Here is a 17,529-nt window from a genome sequence, read left to right as displayed (position 1 = left end):
GCTAACAGCGTCAGATCGACCTCATCTCCTGGCGGCTGGGCGTGAAGGACTGGCCGTCCCGCTCCTCGCTGGATGTGGCGAGGCAATCGAGCAGCTGTTCGCGCAGGTCGAAGAGCGCACCGGCAAGGACGCCACCATCCTCCTTGAAGACATAGGCAAGATCGGCGACCTCGGTGAAGGCCGTAGCCTCGGCCACGCAATCGAGGCCGAGCGTGTCGTCCTCCGGGATGTTCTGGGGGCTCGCCTGGGGGATTGCGCGCGGGATGGAAAGACGGTCGCTTTGAGCGAGATCGGCTGCGCTGGTCATGGCATGGGAGATGGCGAGAAGGCTTGCCATGGCAGCCATGCCGAGAACGGCCTTGCGGATGGGAAAGCGCATTTCGACGTCCTTTCGTTGATCGATACCGTTCGCAGCCGCCGGCGATGCCGGCCGCATTGCATGGTCTACGGTTTCAAGGAATAGGGGCCGTTCGGGCCCTGGATGACGGTTTCTTTGACGGGAGCCGGGGCACCACCTGCGGGAGGGCGGACCTTTATCCCGGCAGGTGGTGCCCGACATGACGGTGGGGTCCGCAGCGCTCCGCGCCAGCCACGACACGCTATGGACGCTGCGGACCCCGGAAATCCGTCAGTTCTTACGCTTCGCCATCAGTTCGGCGATAGTGGTCGAGCACTGCTCGGAAAGCTGCGCCTTCTTTTCCTGCACGCAGGCGAGCACTTCTCCACCACCCGGCTTCGCATTCGGGCACAGGGTCTGGATGTCTTGCTTGCAGTTGTCGCGCAGCGCCATCTTGTCGGACATCGACATCTGCTGCGCGGAGGCCGTACCGGCGGTCATCAGGAAAATTGCGGTCAGATATTTATGCACGTGATTATCCTCGTGGTTCGTCAGGTTTTAGAGGATCGCGGCCCGATGTGCCTGCAGGGACAAGCGCACCGTGTCGCGATGGAGACGTTTTTCGCCTCCATTTGTCGCGTGCGGATTTCCTGTTTGTTACGGTAGTTTGCGTGGGACCGCGGCTCAGATCTCGGAATCGAGAATGCAGCACTGTTCCGGCATGGGAACGAGAACGGCCTTGTCGCCGGGCTCGAACGGTTCGGACAGTGCACCATTGGCGGTGATTTCGCCGGCCGCCGTCCCGCATTTGTACTGATAGGCGCGGCCGAGATAGGTGCGGGTGCCGAGCGTGGCGGGCACGCCTTCGCCATCGCGGCGCACGACGAGGCCGTCGGGACGGGTCGCGAGGACGAAATCGTCCTTGATCGGGCCGAAGACGTCCTGCAACAGATGCAGCTGCGCGCCGCCTGCGGCCTCTGCCGTGACGATCGCGCCGTCGCGGGAAACGACCTTCATCGGGATCAGGTTCTCGAAGCCGACGAAACGGGCGACGAATGCGTTGGCGGGCTTCTGATAGAGCACTTCCGGCGTGTCGAGCTGCATGATGCGGCCGGCATTCATGATCGCGACGCGGTCGGAGATCGAGAATGCCTCTTCCTGGTCATGGGTGACATAGAGCGAGGTCGTGCCGTTCGCCTTCTGCAGCTGGCGGATCTCGACGCGCATGTCGACGCGCAGTTTCGCATCGAGGTTGGAGAGCGGCTCGTCGAACATCAGGAGCGGCGGTTCGATGACGAGGGCGCGGGCAAGCGCCACACGCTGCTTCTGGCCGCCCGAAAGCGCGGCGGGCAGGCGGTCGGCAAGGTTGGAAAGGCCGACGCGTTCCAGCATGGCTGTCGCGCGCTTGGCACGGTCGGCAGCGGAGACGCCGCGTTGTTTCAGGCCGAAGGCGACATTGTCCTGTACCGTCAGATGCGGGAAGAGCGCGTAGTTCTGGAAGACGAGGCCGATATCGCGCGCATGAGCTGGCAGCGTGGTGAGGTCACGATCGCCAAGGCGGACATGGCCGGAGGTCGGTTGCAGGAAGCCGGCAACGATCCTGAGCGTCGTCGTCTTGCCGCAGCCGGAGGACCCGAGCAACGACACAAGTTCACCGGCGGCAACCGAGATCGACAGGTCTTTGAGCACCTGGGTCTGGCCGTAATGAGCGGAAAGGTTTTCGATGGTCAGCGATACGGTCAAGGCTGGTCTTCTTATCTTATTTGGTCAGGAAGGTGAGGCCGAGGGTCGCCTCGACGATGGCCATGACGCCGACGGTGACGAGCATCAGGAGCACGGAAACGGAAGCGATGGTCGGGTCGAAGAACTGTTCCATATGGGCCAAGATTTGGATCGGCAGGGTGGAAATGCCGGGGCCTGTCAGGAAGACCGAGATCGACACGTCGTTGATCGAGGTGATGAAGGCCAGGATGAAGGCGGCGATGACGCCAGCGCGGATATTCGGCAGGACGACCGTCATGAAGGTCTTCAGCGGCGGGCAACCGAGGCTGATGGCGGCTTCCTCTACGGAAAAATCGAATGAGGCGAGCGAGGCACCGACGACGCGTACCGAATAGGGCAGGACCAGCAGCGCATGGCCGATGATCAGGCTCGGGTAGATCGGCAGGCCGAGCCCGATCGTAATCGACTTAAGCAGCGAGAAGCCGAAGACGATCTCCGGCACCAGGATGGGGAGGACGAAGAGCGTGCCGAGCCATTTCGGCAAGCCGACCCGGTAGCGGTTGAGCGCATAGGCCGCCGGGATGCCAATCAGGAGTGAGAGCGCGGTGCCTAATATCGCCACCTGGAAACTGGTGATCGCGGTGTTGCGGAAGGCCGAAATCTCGAAAATGTTGGCGAACCAGCGCAACGTCAGGCCCTGCGGTGGGAAGGTCAGGTAGGTCGTGTCGCTGAGCGACGCACCGACGATAATAACAAGGGGCGCGAGCAGGAACAGGAAGACGAGGATGGCGAAGGCGCCGAGGAGCGGGTGGATACGGGCTACCATGACTTACACCGCCCCCATTACACGGCCATTGGGTTGAGACGCCGCGCCATGCGGCTCATGATCGAAACGACCACGATGGTGATGACCACCATGATCGCCGCGATGGTGGAGGCGCCGACCCAGTCGAAGGTGACCATGGCGCGCTGGTAGAGAAGCGTGCCCATCATCATCATCTGCTCGCCGCCGAGAAGCTGTGGCGTCGCGTAGGAGGTGAAGCTGCCGGTGAAGACCAGCACCGCGCCGACGATGAGGCCGGGCACCGCCAGCGGCAGGAGGACCTGAAGGAAGGTGGCGATCGGCTTTGCGCCAAGCGAGGCGGAGGCTTCCACGACATCGCGCGGAATGCCTTCGAGAACGCCGGTCAAAGTCAGGATCATCAGCGGCACGAAGAGATAGACCATCGCGACGATGACCGAGCCTTCGGTATAGAGCATCGACAGCGGCTCGGAGATGATGCCGAGCGACATCAGAGTATCATTGATGATCCCGTTCTTGCCGAGAATGATCAGCCAGGCGAAGGAGCGCACCACGACGCCGGTGAGCAGCGGGAAGACGGCGGCGATGATGGCGATGGATTTCAGCCGGCCGGGCATCTGGGCGATCACATAGGCGGTGAGGAAGCCGATGACGAGCGAGATCGCCGTGGTGATCAGCGCGATGCGGAGCGTACGGTAGAGGATATTGGTACGGAAGCCGCTGTTGAAGAAGGCGGTATAGGTCGAGAAGCCGCCCTTCGGCTCGCCGAATGTCGTGGCGATGGTGGCGAGGACCGGGACGACAAGCAGTGCCACGACGAGGATCGTCGCGGGCATTGTCAGGCCCCATTTGGCAAATTTGTTCATGGGATAGTTATCTCATTCAGTGCGTTTCCCCCTCATCCGCCCTTTGGGCACCTTCTCCCCGAGAGGGAGAAGGAATGTGCCGCCCCGCTGGCCTGCTTCCTCTCCCCAGCGGGGAGAGGGTGGCCGAGCGAAGCGGAGGCCGGGTGAGGGGGCGCTGTCTTTTAAAGCTCACGCCGACGGTTCGCTCACTGCGCGAACAGCTCGTTCCACTGGTCGATCCAGTCGGTCTTGGCCTCGTTCAGCTTGGCATAGTCGATGAGCGTCAGGGCACCGACCTGTTCGGCGCCGTAGGTCCAGGTCTTGGCCTGTTCCGGTGTCAGCTCGACCTTGGTGTTGATCGGTGCGTCGACGCCCTGCTCGGCTTCCTTCTGCTGGACTTCTTTCGACAGCACGAAGTTGATGAACTGGTAGGCGAGCTCGACGTTTTCCGACCCCTTGGGGATATTGACCGTGTTGAGCGTTGCGATATCGCCGTCGGTAAGCTTCGCCCAGGTCATGGTCGGCACGGCGGCCTGCATGGAGGCGAGCGTGAAATCCTGGGCGATGGCGACGCGGACTTCGCCGGTGGAGATGAGGTTCACCAGCTCGGAGCCGGTATTGTAGTTCTTCACCACATTCGGCTTCAGTTCCTCGATCGCCGAGAAGGCGCCTTCGCTATCCTCGAATGCGTCCGACTGCGCGTGCTTGCCGGCCTGCATCACGACCATCGGGCCGGCCGTGGTGGTGATGCCCGGCAGGGAGATCGACTTTTCGAGATCGGCGCGCCACAGATCGTTCCAGGAGGTGATGGCCGGATCGACCTTGGCTGCGTCATAGACGATGCCGACGCGGCCGATCGTGTAGGCCGGGCCGTACTTACCCTGCGGCTGGCGGCCGAGCTCATAGATTTCCGACAGGTTCGGGATCTTGGCTGGGTCGATTTCCATGAACTGCCCCTGCTCGATGCCGAGCTGGGAGAAGCTGTCGGAGAGATAGATGACGTCGACGCCCTTGCCGTCACGCAGGCGCAGCTTGTTCAGGCGGTCGGCATTGTTGCCGGTTTCGAAGACGATGTCGCATCCGCAAATCTTCTTGAACGGCTCGATGATGTTGGCGTTCATCTTCTCGCCGTTATAGCCCCACCACGAAATGGTGAGGGTCTTCGACTGAGCGCTTGCGGAGACTGTGCCGGCGAGCGAGGCGATGACGGCGAGTGCCGAGACGCGGAGAAGACGGGAAACGTTCACGAGACGAAGACCTTTCGGGAAACCGGTTGACCGGGATCACCCCGGACTTTTGGGGGCAATTCTATTTTTTGTGCCGCTTGCCTGCAAGCCTGTTTACTGAGCAGTCCACGGTTTTGGCGGCAGCGGGCAAGGGCAGCGCGGTTTACACCGTCAGTCGGCGAGACTAGGTTCCGGCCGAAATCAAGAGGCCCTTCATGACCCATGCTGCACCCACACTTCCCGACGATCTGCTGATCAACGCCGCCGACGAAGTGGTAATCCGGCAGGACCTAGTGCTGACCGCGCTCGGCAAACGGCCTGCGGACACTCTGCTGAGAGTAGGCAAGCTGCTCGACGTGCACAGCCGCACATGGCTCGACGACCAGGAAATCGTCATCAAGGGGCGGCGCATCGCCTATGTCGGTCCGGCAGGCTCCTATACGGGCGAGGTCGCCGAGCGCATGCATGAACCCGATCTCTGGGCAGTGCCGGGCTTCGGCGAGGCGCACAAGCATATCGAGAGCTCGCATCTGACGCCGGAATACGAAGCGGCGCTCGTCATGCCCCATGGCGTGACCTGGGTTTGCGAGGCAAGCCATGAGTTCTCCAACGTCAACGGCGCGAAAAACCTCGAGTTCTGGCTGACGGCGCGGCGTGCCGGTTCGCCTATGAAGATCTTTCCGCTGCCGGGCTCGGCCGTGCCGCCGACCGCTTATGAATGGGGCGGCGGGCATTTTGGCTATGACGACCAGAAGCGGTTCCTGAATGAAAGCCTGATGGTGGCGGGGCTGGACGAGGTCATGGACTGGCCTTCCATCACCGACCCTTCCAACCCGTCCTATGATCGGCTGTGGGGCATGATCGGCGCGACGTTCGAGAGCCGCGGCGTTGTGGAAGGCCATGGCGCGGGCCTGCGCGATCTCGCCTCGATCAATGCCTTTGCCGCAGCCGGTCTCGCCTCCGATCACGAGGGGTGGTTCCTGGAGGAAGTATGGGACAAGCTGCGACACGGCCTATTCATCGAACTCCGGCCTCATTCGCTGCCAGAAGTCATCGGCGGGCTGATCGATAAGGGGCTTTCCGACTGGTCGCAGATCGCCTTCGTCACCGACGACCGCAGCGCTTCCGACACGCTGAAGATGGGCGCCACTGATTACAATGTGCGGCTTGCGATCGAGAATGGGCTTTCGCCGGAAATCGCTATCCAGTGCGTCACCATCAATCCGGCACGGCATATGCGCCTGACGCCCTGGGTCGGTTCGATCGCGCCCGGCCGGTTCGCCGACATCGTTCTTCTCGACGACGTGCAGAAACTGTCGATCGCCAAGGTGTGGGCGGACGGGAAACCTGCTTCGGAAGGGAAGGCATTCATCGGGTCTCTGCCGAAGATCGACTGGCCGGACTGGGCGACCAGGACGGTGACGATAGAGCGCGAAGTCACGGCGGAGGATTTCCGCATTGCTGCGCCGGAGGGCCGTGAAACTGTCCAGGCGGCGCTGCTGCGCCCTTCCACTGGTCGGATGACTTTATCACCATGGAATTGCCCGTGGTTGATGGCGTGGCCCAGCGCGATCATGACCGTAACGTCACCAAATTCTCGATCGTCGACCGGTTTTCCGGTGAGGCGAAGGTGTCGAAAATGTTCTGGCTCGGCACCGGACCGCGCACGCCGGACACGGCGCTCGGCTCAACGCTCGGTCACGACAAGCACAATATCTGGGTTGTCGGGTCCTCCGACGAAGCCATGGCGATGGTGGCCAACGAATTGAAGGCGCAGCAGGGCGGCTGGGTCCTGGTTTCCGGTGGCAAGGTGATTGCCCGCGTCCATTATGAAGTGGGCGGGCTGATGACGGCAAGGAGCGCCGAGGCGCTCGATGCCGAGATGCTGGCGCTCTACAAGGCGGGTGAGACCATCGACTGGATGTACGAGCCGACGTTTTCGCCGCGCTGGTGGCCGGGTTTTCCGGAGCGGCTTTCATTCGCGACCCTGACCTGCTCGCCCTGGCGCTGGGTTCTCGTCGCACCGTCCGAGCGCGCGCCGGAAGGTTTCGTCAACGTCCTGACCGGCGCAACCCACCCCGTGGTCTGGTAGCGGCCAATCTTTTTACGAAAGGCGCTTGCACCTCTAGTGACTAGAGGTCCTAGAAGGGTCACTCGATGCAATAGGCGGAGAGTGACATGGCAGACGGAACCACCCATCAGGCGCGCTACAAGGTCGGCGGCATGGATTGCGCCAGCTGCGCGACCAAGATCGACACGGCCGTACGGCGCATGCCCGGCGTGGCGGACGTTTCCGTCTCGGTCGCCGCCGGTACGATGACGGTCAGCCATGACGACCGCGTTGATCTTGCCGCGATGGAGAAGAAAGTCTCCGGCCTCGGCTATCCGCTGCGGGCACTCGGTAAGAAAGGGCGGGGCGCGGCCGTCCTATCCCCTTCGGCTCAGCTGGACACCTCCCTTGAAGCAGGGGAGATCGGCAAGCCGCACGAACACGGTCCAGACTGCAATCACTCCCACGGCGGCGGGCATGACCATGCTCATCACAGTGGTGGGCATGATTATTCCACACCCGCGGAAAACGAGATCGAAGGCCTGCACGGGCATGATCACGGCCCGATGGATGGCCCATGGTGGGCATCGAAGAAGGGGCGGTTGACCATCTTGGTCGGGCTGGCGCTGGCCGTAGCTTACGGCCTCGGGCATCTCATCCCAGCCTATGAGACCTACATCTTCACCGCGGCGATGCTGATCGGCCTCGTGCCGATCGCGCGCCGGGCGATCATTGCCGCATTCGCCGGCACGCCTTTCTCGATCGAGATGCTGATGACGATTGCGGCTGTCGGAGCTGTGATCATCAACGCGTCCGAGGAAGCGGCAGCGGTGGTCTTCCTGTTCCTCGTCGGTGAACTTCTGGAAGGGGTTGCCGCCGGCAAGGCGCGCTCCAGCATCCGGAGCCTGACGGCACTCGTGCCGAAGACGGCGCTTGTCGAGGAAAACGGCAAGACGCGCGAAGTGTCGGCCGAAAGCCTTGCCGTCGGGTCAGTAATTCTGGTGCGGCCGGGTGACAGGATTTCCGCCGATGGGACCATCACCGCCGGTGAGAGCGCGATCGACGAAGCGCCGGTAACAGGCGAGAGCACGCCGGTTTCCAAGGGCGAAGGCGAGGAGGTCTTTGCCGGCACGATCAACGGCGACGCCGCCCTTCGCGTGCGAGTCACGGCTGCGGCCGAGGACAATACGATCGCCCGCGTCGTGCGGTTGGTGGAGGAGGCGCAGGAGAAAAAGGCGCCGACCGAACGCTTCATCGACCGTTTCTCCCGCTATTATACGCCGGGCGTGGTCTTGGTTGCCGCGCTGGTTGCGATCCTGCCGCCGCTGCTGGCGGGAGCGGAATGGGGCGAATGGGTCTACAAGGGCCTCGCCATTCTCTTGATCGGCTGCCCCTGCGCGCTGGTCATCTCGACACCGGCGGCAATCGCTGCATCCCTGTCCTCCGGGGCGCGTCGCGGTCTGCTGCTCAAGGGTGGTGCCGTCCTGGAAAATCTCGGCCGGCTGACGGCGGTGGCGCTCGACAAGACAGGCACGCTGACGTCAGGCAAGCCGCAGGTGACCGACGTGATCGCCTTCGGCCGCAACGCCGACGACGTGCTGCGGATTGCCGCCGCACTGGAGACGGGGTCGAGCCATCCGCTGGCGCACGCGATCCTGGCCAAGGCAGCCGAATACGAATTGGATATCCCGGCTTCGAGCGACGCGAAGGCCTTGGGTGGCAAGGGCGTGACAGCGATCGTCGAGGGAGAGGAGGTCTTTCTCGGCTCGTCGAAGGCCGCGGCCGAGCGTGTGTCGCTGCCAATGGCCCATGTGCGCCGTATCACCGGTCTGAACGATGAGGGCAAGACCGTCTCGGTGCTGGTCGTCGGCAAGGTTCTGGCCGGTGCGATCGCCATGCGCGACGAACCGCGCGCCGACGCCAAGGCAGGGCTCAAGGCGCTTGCCGATGCCGGGGTGAAGACGGTGATGCTGACGGGCGACAATGCCCGCACGGCCGCAGCGATCGGCAGGGATCTCGGCATCGAGGTGCGTGCAGAGTTGATGCCTGAGGACAAGCAGAGGATCGTCGGCGAGCTGCAGCGCGAGGGGTTCGTCGTCGGCAAGGTGGGTGACGGTATCAACGATGCCCCGGCGCTGGCCGCCGCCGATATCGGCATCGCCATGGGTGGCGGCACCGATGTTGCGCTGGAGACGGCGGATGCGGCCGTGCTGCACGGGCGTGTATCGGATATCGCCGCCATGATTGATCTGTCGAAGCGGACGATGCGCAATATCTGGCAGAACATCACCATCGCTCTGGGGCTGAAGGCGGTGTTCCTGGTGACGACGATCATCGGCGTCACGGGCCTCTGGCCCGCCATCCTCGCCGATACCGGCGCCACCGTGCTGGTGACGATCAATGCGCTGAGGTTGCTGCGAAGATAGATCGAGGCTTCAAGCGCTGGCGGCGATGACCGGCTTCGGCCGGGGCCTGACCGCTACAGGAGGATTGCGCATCCCGTCCGCGACGACGACGCTGCCGTGGCCGAAGGATTTGGCGTGATAGAGAGCGGCGTCAGCCGCAACGATGGCTGCGTCGCAGCTGGTTTCCCTGCCGCTGACAAACTTGACGCCGAAGGAGGCGGCAATTGTCACTTCGCATCTCGACAGTGCTATTGCCTGCGAGAGGGATTTCGAAAGATCGCGGCAAGCCTTGTCCGCCTGTTCGGTTGTCATGCCGGGCATAAGGATGGCGAATTCGTCGCCGCCGAGGCGGAAGAGGCGGTCGATGTCGCGCGTGCCGATCTGGAGCCGCGAGGCGATCACTTTCAGCAGTTCGTCGCCTATGGCATGACCATGGGTATCGTTGACCGCCTTGAAGCCGTCGAGATCGAGACAGACGACGGCAAGCGATCCCGTTTTGGCAAGCCGCGTGAAGGTTGGTTGCAGAAGCGAGCGATTGGCGAGGCCGGTGAGGAAATCATGGGTCGCCGCATGGCGCATCTGTCTCTCGCGGGAAACCAACACGCGCGCGGCGCGACGGGATACGCTAAGGGTCCAGAGGCCGGCTGCCAGCAGCACTGCGCCTACGGTAACGATGAGGGGCAGCGACTGGCGCAGAATGTCGGCTGCCGGTGTCGGCGGCAACCAGGACAGGACCTTGATGTCGCCGGCGGCATCGATCGCGATCTTGACCCGCGCCCGTTCCGGCGCCACCTGCGACAGGGGGCTGAGACGGGCGTCGTCGAGCAGAAAACGGGTGCCGAAGAAGTCTTGCAGGCTGCCGCTGATCGGCATGGCGGTGATCAGGATCGGCGCGCGTTCGCCCTTGGTCTTGACGGTGCCGAAGTCCGGCTGGAACAGGGATGCGGTCATCAGCACCGCATCGTCGCCGAAAACCTCTATCCGGCTGACTGTCAGCGGCTTGGGAATGCCATTGACGACGCGCCCCAATTCCCGCGAGCGTATATCTGCCACCAGCCCCGAGGCGTCGGCGATGATGGAATCTGCGCCCCTCTCGAAAAATGCCCGGCCTCTGACGCTGTCGTCGGTGCGCTGGTAGACAAGCTTATCGGCCTTGTCGACTACAGCGACGAAGCGGGTGCGAGAGGTGCCGATCAGCGAGGCGCCGATATTGCGATCTGTCCAGTCGAAGTCGAAGACATTATCGATCTTGGCGATCGACTCGTCCCATATGGTCCACGCGGTGAGCGAGAACTCGATATCGGTGATCCACAGCGCGATATTGCGCTGGACGAGCGTCTCCTGCCTGTCGCGCAAGGCAATGTCCATTCGCGCGACCGCATAATAGGGGATGGTCGCCATGCCGGCGATGAGGAACGCCAGGGCAATGACGGCAGGGCCGACAAGTCTGAAATGAATGAAGCGCATCGCCGACCGGCTGACCTTGAAACAGGAACTCATTAATTGCGCGCACTATTCGCCCGAGTTCTTACGATGAGGTTATCACCGACGTCTTATGTAAGGCATTAGGTAAATGCAGAATGACCATCCAGGTCTGATCGTCACGCCGAATCCTTGGGATCGACCTTGATCCGGGATGGCACGGTGGAAAAGCCGGGAGCCTATTTTCGGAACTCTCGACGGGTCCATGGGTTGGAATAGTGGGAAACCCAAAACAAGGAGGACCCCGATGAGTAGCAGACTTCCCCAACACCTTCCGAAAACCTCAGCCACAAAGGCTCGGGTGAGCATGATCATGCCGATGCCCGGCGGCCAGCGATGCATGCCGCCAACGATCCCGGCAAGCAGGGCCAACAGGGCAATAGCAGGATCAATACCACCCATCAGGGCCACCAGCAGGATCGATAAGGAGGTTTGTCATGTCGACTTCGACCAAGACCCCCGCAAGTATCCGCCAGGGCGGACCGGGTTCATCGCATGAAAAAGCGCCCAATGCGAAAACGGGCGTCCCGCTGGAAGTGAAGAAACCGGAAGCCGATAGTGATGTGCGCACAAAGAGCCGCGTATCCGGCGGAGGCGGTGAGCGGGACCGTCATCACACACATGACGCAAGGACGAAGGGTGGTGGCAGCCATACGGCCCACTGACGCCCCATACCAAAGACGCCGACCATGCGCCCCCGGACTGCCGAACCGGGGGCGTTTTGCCGCCCTGACGTCCATTTCGGACCATAAACGACTCGTAAAGATTGCATTTAGGATTTTCCGGTAACGTCCCGTTAGTGAAATCCCGCGATGGGTCCAAAAATCAAGTTGGGCCAGCGGACGGTGTATTGCGTACGGGTTCTCATGCGTCTTTCTGCTGCCACGTCGGCCATTGTCATCGCCTGCATTGCCCTGTCCGGCTGTACCTCCGGTAGCGCCGAGACCGCGTTGACCGTCCCGCCCGCTTCCGTGAAGACGGCACGCCTTGCCCAGTCGCAACCGACCATGCCCTCTGCAATGCCGACTGCCAGCATCCCGAATGTCGATCCGACCCCGGTGGCCGCGATCACCCCGCCAGCAGCTGTCAACGATCCGCATGAACTCGCCTGGAACGGTCAGTCGACGGAAACCCACGCATTCGATGGTATGGCGACCAGTGTCGGCATGCCTATGCCCGCCGAACGGCCGGTTGCAGCGCTTCGGCCTGCACTAAACCCGTCCACGGGCTCGGGCGGCTATCAGCGACTGAAGGTCTACGGCCAGCGCTTCCGCGATGTGAAGCCGATGAATTTCGGCAAGGTCGCCCCCGGCATTTCGGCGTGCACGGCGTAGATGTCTCGCGCTGGCAGGCCAATATCGACTGGTCAACTCTGCGCAGCCATGGCGCCAATTTCGCCTATATCAAAGCGACCGACGGCGGCGATCATCTGGATCCGATGTTCAAGACGAACTGGCGCGGCGCCAAGCAGGCGGGGATCCGACGCGGTGCCTACCATTTCTTCTACTGGTGCCGTACCGCCGGAGAGCAGGCCGACTGGTTCATCCGTAACGTGCCGCGCGACCCTGACGCCCTGCCGCCGGTGATCGATGTCGAATACAACCATCAATCCGATTGCAAGATGCGTCTTTCGACCGCCCGCGTGCTGGAAAAGATGCAGGTCTTCATGGACAAGCTTGAGCGCCATTACGGCCAGCGTCCGGTGATCTATACCGCACCGGACTTCTACAAGGATCACCTGCGCGGTCAGTTCCGTGACTATCCCTTCTGGCTACGTTCGGTCGCCGCCCACCCTTCGAAGATCTATCCGGATCGCAAATGGCTGTTCTGGCAGTATTCGGGTTCCGGCCTTTCCCAGGGCGTCAACGGCAAGATCGATCTCAACGTCTTCAACGGCAGCGAGAGCGGCTGGCATGACTGGGTCGCACGCACGACCAGTTCCGGGAGCGCGATCGCTTCTCGATAAGGCTCTTCCTGAAATGAGGACGCCCCGCACGGGCCGGGGCCTGTGCGGGGCGTATTCCATCCGGATGTGGTTCGTCAGACGATTTGATGGCTGTCAATTCGCCTGCGCTAGGGCTGCGTCATCCTGTTGCTGCGCGAGGTCGACGCGGGCAACGACAGACATCCCCGGGACGAGATTGTCTGCCAGTGGCTGATTTGGCTCTATAGCGATCCGGACCGGAATTCGCTGAGCGATCTTGGTGAAATTGCCGGTGGCATTGTCGGACTTGATGACCGAGAATTCCGAGCCGGTAGCGGGCGCGAAGCGTTCGATGCGGCCGTTGAAGGACTGGTGGCCAAGCGCGTCGACGGTGAAGGTCACGACCTGGCCGGGCTTCATCCCTTCAAGCTGGGTTTCCTTGTAGTTTGCGACCACCCAGACATGGTTCGGAACCAGAGAGGCTATCTGCGTGCCGATCGAGAGATATTGGCCGAGGCGTCCCGTGACTTCGCCGAGCCGGCCGTCCTGCGGGGCGGTAATGCGGGTGTTCTGCAGATCAATCTGTGCAAGCTCGACCGACGCCTTGGCACCCTCGACGGTCGCCTCCAGCGAGCGGCGGTTGACCACGATCGTGTTCAGATCCTGCTCGGCGACAAGCTCGGAAGCCTGGGCCTGATGGACAGAAGCCTGAGCCTGGTCATAGGTCGCCTGCGCCTTTTCGAAGTCGCTCTGGGTCGAGACATTGCTCTTCAAAAGCGACTGCGTCCGTTCATAGGCGGTCTTTGCCGCATTGAAGGCGGCGTTGGCGCTTTCGACGGCGGCCTTGGCGGAGACGATTTTCGCTTCCGCCGACTTGCGGCTCTGTTCGGAATTGGCGAGCGCGGCCTCGGCGGATTCGAGGCTCGCCTTGGCTTGCTCGACCTTCTGGGCATAGATGCGGTCGTCGATCTTGGCGATCAGGTCGCCCTTCTTGACGAGCTGGTAATCCTGAACCGGCACCTCGACGAGATAGCCGGCAAGCTGCGGGCTGAGCAGCGTCACTTGGCCTCGCACGTAGGCGTCGGTGGTCATTTCCACCGATCCCTTGAAGGGCGGCAGGTTCCAGGCATAAAGCACGACAAGCACACCGGCGATGCCGATGGCGGCCGCGATATAGGTTGCGATAGATCGAAATACGGAGGTCATGATCTTGGCTTTTTCTTCTTGATGCCGTTGGTCCGCGTCTCACGCAGGCTGAACTGGTGCTGCGGCAGGCAGGACCCGATGGCGATGGTTCCAGAGGACATTGAGTAGAAGCAAGGCGATGGCACCCACCGCCAGCAGGAAGGTGGCGAAGAAGGCGTCGTTATAGGCCAGAACATAGGCCTGCTGCCGCACCTGCGTGGCGAACAGGTTGGTGCCCTGAATGGTGTGCTGCAGGCCGTCCGGGCTCGACTTGGTATAGGCCGCGACATACTGGTTGATGCGGTTGACCACCAGCGGATCGGTCGGCAGCAGCCGGGCAGTCAGGATCGCCGAATGATACTGCTCCCGCCACGTCACGAAGGTGCCGAACAGCGCACTGCCGATGAAGGCGCCGACCTTCTGGGTGAAGAGAAACACAGCGATGAAGCTGATGATGTAGGTGAGGCCCTTCTTCAGCGCCGCGGCAAAACCGACGGCCATGGCGGGCGGCAGGAAGAGCCCGCTGCCGAAGGCGATCAGCGACTGGCTGGCATACATCTGCTCGGGCCGGGTGAGCACCGTCGAATAGCTGTCCATCAGCGTGCCGGCGGCGATCAATATCAGGGCCAGAAGATGGATGCCTCGCCTCGCGGCCGGGCTTCATGATCATGGCGCAGAACAGGCCCGACACGATGCTGGCGATCAGGATCGCCCAGTAGATGCCGGTCATCTGTTCGTTGAACATGCCGAGCTGGCGGAAGAAATTGATCGCACCGGTCTGCTGTTCGGTCAGCAGCATTCGGAAGACCAAGAGCACGCCGGCGAAATGAACGATTTCCCACGAGCTGATCCAGCGGATGTCGATTAGGTGATTCCTGCGGTTGAGTTCCAGCATGGCGAGAATGCTGCCGGTGGCGATGCCGCCCGCGAGTACCCAGCCCAGCCAGTCGGCTTCCAGCCACCAGTAGAGGCGGCCCATGGTGAAGAAGACGGCAAGGCAGCCCATCGAGACCGCGAGCAGGCCGTAGCTGACATAATCCATCGACGAGATGACCTTGGCCCGGGGAGGAGAGGTCAGCGGCAGAATGTAGATCAGGCCGAAGACGACAAGCGCCAGGCCGAGTTCGAGCATGTAAAGGCCCTGGAGGTCGTTGGCATCGAGAAGCGAAGGCGAGACGAGGCCGGCGATCGGTGCCGACAGCGACAGGCCGATCAATGCAAGACAAAGACCGACATTGAGCTTCTTCTCTGGCGGAAAGATCTCCAGCATGTAGAGAAAGGCCATCGACGAGATCGGCGCCGCCGCAGCGCCGGCAAAGAAGCGCAGCGCGATGCTGAGGGTCAAATCGTTGACCCACAGATGCGCAAGGCTGACGATCACGAAGGGGATAATGGCCAGTTCGCAGAAATTGCGGATACCGTACTGGGTACGGACCTTGAAGAGGAAAAGGCCCAGGCTGACATTGGGGAAAAGATAGGCCGCAACGAGCCATGAGGCTTCGTTCTGGGTTGCTTCCAGCGGACCGGCAATCTGCGCAAGATTGGCGGAGATCAAGGAGGTGCCGAGGCCCTGCATGATCGCTGCCGTCACCGAAGTGAGAGCGTAGAGGAGCCTGATCGGCACGGGTTTTGGCACGAAGGCGGGCGGAGCGCTTGGAGGAGGGGTAGCGGGCGCTGCCTGCTCTTCAGTGCTGGCCGCAATCTCGGCCTTGTCCGTATCGTCGGCCTCGATCCTGACGGCTGCGTCACGCGAGGACATCGGCATCCTCCACATTCGACACGTTGGCCGAGATCTTTTCCAGGAGGGCGATGCCCTGCTTCAACTCTTCCGGCTCCACGCCTTCGAAGAACTGATGGCGGATTTCGTCGGCGAGCTTTCTGACGAAGGCGGCTTGCTCCTGCCCGTAAGCGGTGAGTACAATAAGCTTGACGCGACGGTCGCCCGGATCGGGACGCCGTTCGAGCAGCCCATTCTCTTCCATGCGATCGAGAAGGCGAACCATCGTCGCCTGTTCCAGTTCGAGTTCGCAGGCGAGTTCCGTCTGCGTCATGTTCTGCTTGCGGGCGAGCCGGAAGAGAGCGCGGGCGCGGGGATAGGTCAGGCCGTGGGCGGTGACCTTCTGATTGAATACGGTCCGGATCTTGCGGCTGACCTTGGTCAGCGCTTCCAGATATTCGGAGGCGGTTTGATCGCTGTACGGCATTGGTTAGCACACTAAGTTTATCTACAGCATTAGTTAGCACACCAAGTATCTGCTTTCAATCCGGGTGGGTACGCAGGCCAGCCATCGAGAATTTGCATGGGTCGACATGGGCTCGAGCGGCCGACTCAGAGCGTTGAACGCACACGAGCCGCCGTCGTTGCCGACGGCGGCTAGTGTGTTGCGGGCAGTGCGGGTGGGGTACCGGCTCACGCAATTCTTTGCAGCGCGTAGGCGAGTTAACGGCAGACGCGAGTTTCCTTGATGATCACCTTGCCGTGACGGTAGGTCTTCACCTTCTTGACGTAACAATCAGCATGACGGTGATGGCGGCGTTCCTGGACATAGCGCGGCGTCGGGCGGCTATCCGTGGTGGTGATGGTGACGCTGGCGGCCTGGACCGGAACGGAGGCCGAGAACAAGGATGCCGCGGCGAGAGCCGAAGCGACGATGAGGGTCTTCATAGGGAATTATCTCCTGATTGGCGCCCGATAACGCGCGGAATCGTTGCCGGTTCCAACCCGGAAATCGGAATGATCGTCAGCGCAGCAGGCTCTGTCCGCCGTCGATATAGACGGGCGCACCGGTGACGTGGCGCGACTGGTCGGAGGCGAGAAAAAGGATGACCGAAGCGACATCATTGCTTTCGCCCGACCTGCCGCCGGTGATCGGGATATCGCCTGCCGGATAGTCGACCGGCACTGCAGTCTCTTCCTCCCCGCGGACCTTGGTATTGTCGTTGATGCTGGTCTCTATCGCGCCGGGGCAGACGGCGTTGACGCGGATCCCGTGGCGCCCGAGTTCGAGCGCCAGCTGCTGGACGATCGCAACCTGCGCCGCCTTCGTCGCGGCATAGGCGGTGGCGCCCGGGGTGCTGAAGGTACGGTTGCCGTTGATGGAGGAGACGACAACCACCGATCCGCCCTGCTTCTTCAGATGGGGCACACTGGCATTCAGGGTCAGGTAGGTGCCGCGCAGGTTGACGCGGATCGTCTGGTCCCATTCGTCGGGCTTCAGGTCGTCGATCGGCGCCCAGACGCCGTTGATCCCGGCATTGGCGACGACGATATCGAGCCTGCCGGATGTTTCGACCAGGGTGGAGATGGAGTTGCGCATCGAAACCTCGTCCGCAACATCGGCCTCCAGAACGACAGCCGCACCGCCGATCGCCTCGATCTCGGCTGCCGTCCTTTCGAGTTCACTGCGCGTGTGGCCGAGCACACCGACGACGGCACCGGCCTCCGCCAGCTTTAACGCGGATGCGCGCCCGATGCCTGAGCCCGCACCCGTTACCAGAGCCACTTTCGATCGAAGTTCCATCGGCTATCTCCTCGCGATTTGCTGATGTTT

The 17,529-nt window shown here is 62.2% G+C and carries 13 protein-coding genes and 3 pseudogenes; 4 read left to right on the top strand and 12 right to left on the bottom strand.

All coding sequences use genetic code 11. From position 1 onward, the window contains the following. Positions 1 to 10: 10 nt before the first annotated feature. The 6 genes from N7E02_RS01760 to N7E02_RS01735 form a co-directional block, all read right to left on the bottom strand. Entirely contained in the window at positions 11 to 379 is a 369-nt protein-coding gene (locus N7E02_RS01760) for a hypothetical protein (RefSeq protein WP_286578364.1), read from the bottom strand. Positions 380 to 628: 249 nt separating this feature from the next. Continuing rightward, entirely contained in the window at positions 629 to 868 is a 240-nt protein-coding gene (locus N7E02_RS01755; protein WP_286578363.1) for a cysteine rich repeat-containing protein, read from the bottom strand. A 153-nt stretch (positions 869 to 1,021) separates the two neighbouring features. Then, entirely contained in the window at positions 1,022 to 2,080 is a 1,059-nt protein-coding gene (locus N7E02_RS01750; protein ID WP_286578362.1) for an ABC transporter ATP-binding protein, read from the bottom strand. 16 nt (positions 2,081 to 2,096) lie between these two features. Continuing rightward, the gene (locus tag N7E02_RS01745; protein WP_286578361.1) at positions 2,097 to 2,885 is read right to left on the bottom strand and encodes an ABC transporter permease; all 789 of its coding nucleotides are present in this window, start codon (positions 2,883 to 2,885) and stop codon (positions 2,097 to 2,099) included. A gap of 17 nt (positions 2,886 to 2,902) precedes the next feature. After that, positions 2,903 to 3,727 carry an ABC transporter permease gene (locus tag N7E02_RS01740; RefSeq protein WP_286578360.1) on the bottom strand — a complete coding sequence of 275 codons (825 nt, stop codon included), beginning with the start codon at positions 3,725 to 3,727 and terminating at the stop codon, positions 2,903 to 2,905. 185 nt (positions 3,728 to 3,912) lie between these two features. Continuing rightward, the gene (locus N7E02_RS01735; protein WP_374730618.1) at positions 3,913 to 4,911 is read right to left on the bottom strand and encodes a polyamine ABC transporter substrate-binding protein; all 999 of its coding nucleotides are present in this window, start codon (positions 4,909 to 4,911) and stop codon (positions 3,913 to 3,915) included. A gap of 236 nt (positions 4,912 to 5,147) precedes the next feature. Between N7E02_RS01735 and N7E02_RS01730 the strand changes: the two are divergent. Beyond that, positions 5,148 to 7,024, top strand: a pseudogene (locus N7E02_RS01730) (adenine deaminase). Positions 7,025 to 7,110: 86 nt separating this feature from the next. Beyond that, entirely contained in the window at positions 7,111 to 9,408 is a 2,298-nt protein-coding gene (locus N7E02_RS01725) for a heavy metal translocating P-type ATPase (protein ID WP_286578358.1), read from the top strand. 9 nt (positions 9,409 to 9,417) lie between these two features. On the opposite strand, the gene N7E02_RS01720 is transcribed toward N7E02_RS01725, so the two are convergent. Further along, positions 9,418 to 10,854 carry a sensor domain-containing diguanylate cyclase gene (locus tag N7E02_RS01720; protein WP_286578357.1) on the bottom strand — a complete coding sequence of 479 codons (1,437 nt, stop codon included), beginning with the start codon at positions 10,852 to 10,854 and terminating at the stop codon, positions 9,418 to 9,420. A 452-nt stretch (positions 10,855 to 11,306) separates the two neighbouring features. Between N7E02_RS01720 and N7E02_RS01715 the strand changes: the two genes are divergently transcribed. Both N7E02_RS01715 and N7E02_RS01710 read left to right on the top strand, forming a co-directional pair. Next, positions 11,307 to 11,534: a hypothetical protein gene (locus tag N7E02_RS01715; RefSeq protein ID WP_286578356.1), complete on the top strand. Its 228-nt coding sequence runs from the start codon at positions 11,307 to 11,309 to the stop codon at positions 11,532 to 11,534. A gap of 201 nt (positions 11,535 to 11,735) precedes the next feature. Further along, positions 11,736 to 12,835 (top strand): annotated as a pseudogene (locus N7E02_RS01710) (glycoside hydrolase family 25 protein). A gap of 93 nt (positions 12,836 to 12,928) precedes the next feature. Here N7E02_RS01710 and N7E02_RS01705 read toward each other — a convergent pair. From N7E02_RS01705 to N7E02_RS01680, 5 genes and pseudogenes are all read right to left on the bottom strand, one after another. Next, positions 12,929 to 13,999, bottom strand: coding sequence for an HlyD family secretion protein (locus N7E02_RS01705; protein WP_286578355.1), 1,071 nt, complete (start codon positions 13,997 to 13,999; stop codon positions 12,929 to 12,931). A 39-nt stretch (positions 14,000 to 14,038) separates the two neighbouring features. Beyond that, a pseudogene (locus N7E02_RS01695) lies at positions 14,039 to 15,737 on the bottom strand (MFS transporter). Beyond that, entirely contained in the window at positions 15,724 to 16,182 is a 459-nt protein-coding gene (locus N7E02_RS01690) for a MarR family winged helix-turn-helix transcriptional regulator (RefSeq protein WP_286578352.1), read from the bottom strand. Before N7E02_RS01690 ends, N7E02_RS01695 begins: the two are co-directional and overlap by 14 nt. A 236-nt stretch (positions 16,183 to 16,418) precedes the next feature. Then, positions 16,419 to 16,643, bottom strand: coding sequence for a hypothetical protein (locus tag N7E02_RS01685; RefSeq protein WP_286578351.1), 225 nt, complete (start codon positions 16,641 to 16,643; stop codon positions 16,419 to 16,421). Between the two features lie 76 nt (positions 16,644 to 16,719). Continuing rightward, the gene (locus tag N7E02_RS01680; RefSeq protein ID WP_286578350.1) at positions 16,720 to 17,499 is read right to left on the bottom strand and encodes an SDR family oxidoreductase; all 780 of its coding nucleotides are present in this window, start codon (positions 17,497 to 17,499) and stop codon (positions 16,720 to 16,722) included. Positions 17,500 to 17,529 lie beyond the last annotated feature (30 nt).

Source organism: Terrirhizobium terrae (assembly GCF_030323265.1).
GTDB lineage: Bacteria > Pseudomonadota > Alphaproteobacteria > Rhizobiales > Rhizobiaceae > Neorhizobium.
Note: the sequence above shows the minus strand (reverse complement) of the source record. Positions and strands in the feature narration are given on the sequence as shown.

Excerpts from the sequence above, each read along its gene's own strand:
- N7E02_RS01720 (WP_286578357.1), bottom strand. The coding sequence starts at position 10,854 with ATGCGCTTCATTCATTTCAGACTTGTCGGCCCTGCCGTCATTGCCCTG.
- N7E02_RS01745 (WP_286578361.1), bottom strand. The coding sequence starts at position 2,885 with ATGGTAGCCCGTATCCACCCGCTCCTCGGCGCCTTCGCCATCCTCGTC.
- N7E02_RS01715 (WP_286578356.1), top strand. The coding sequence starts at position 11,307 with ATGTCGACTTCGACCAAGACCCCCGCAAGTATCCGCCAGGGCGGACCG.
- N7E02_RS01685 (WP_286578351.1), bottom strand. The coding sequence starts at position 16,643 with ATGAAGACCCTCATCGTCGCTTCGGCTCTCGCCGCGGCATCCTTGTTC.
- N7E02_RS01705 (WP_286578355.1), bottom strand. The coding sequence starts at position 13,999 with ATGACCTCCGTATTTCGATCTATCGCAACCTATATCGCGGCCGCCATC.
- N7E02_RS01690 (WP_286578352.1), bottom strand. The coding sequence starts at position 16,182 with ATGCCGTACAGCGATCAAACCGCCTCCGAATATCTGGAAGCGCTGACC.
- N7E02_RS01680 (WP_286578350.1), bottom strand. The coding sequence starts at position 17,499 with ATGGAACTTCGATCGAAAGTGGCTCTGGTAACGGGTGCGGGCTCAGGC.
- N7E02_RS01725 (WP_286578358.1), top strand. The coding sequence starts at position 7,111 with ATGGCAGACGGAACCACCCATCAGGCGCGCTACAAGGTCGGCGGCATG.
- N7E02_RS01760 (WP_286578364.1), bottom strand. The coding sequence starts at position 379 with ATGCGCTTTCCCATCCGCAAGGCCGTTCTCGGCATGGCTGCCATGGCA.
- N7E02_RS01740 (WP_286578360.1), bottom strand. The coding sequence starts at position 3,727 with ATGAACAAATTTGCCAAATGGGGCCTGACAATGCCCGCGACGATCCTC.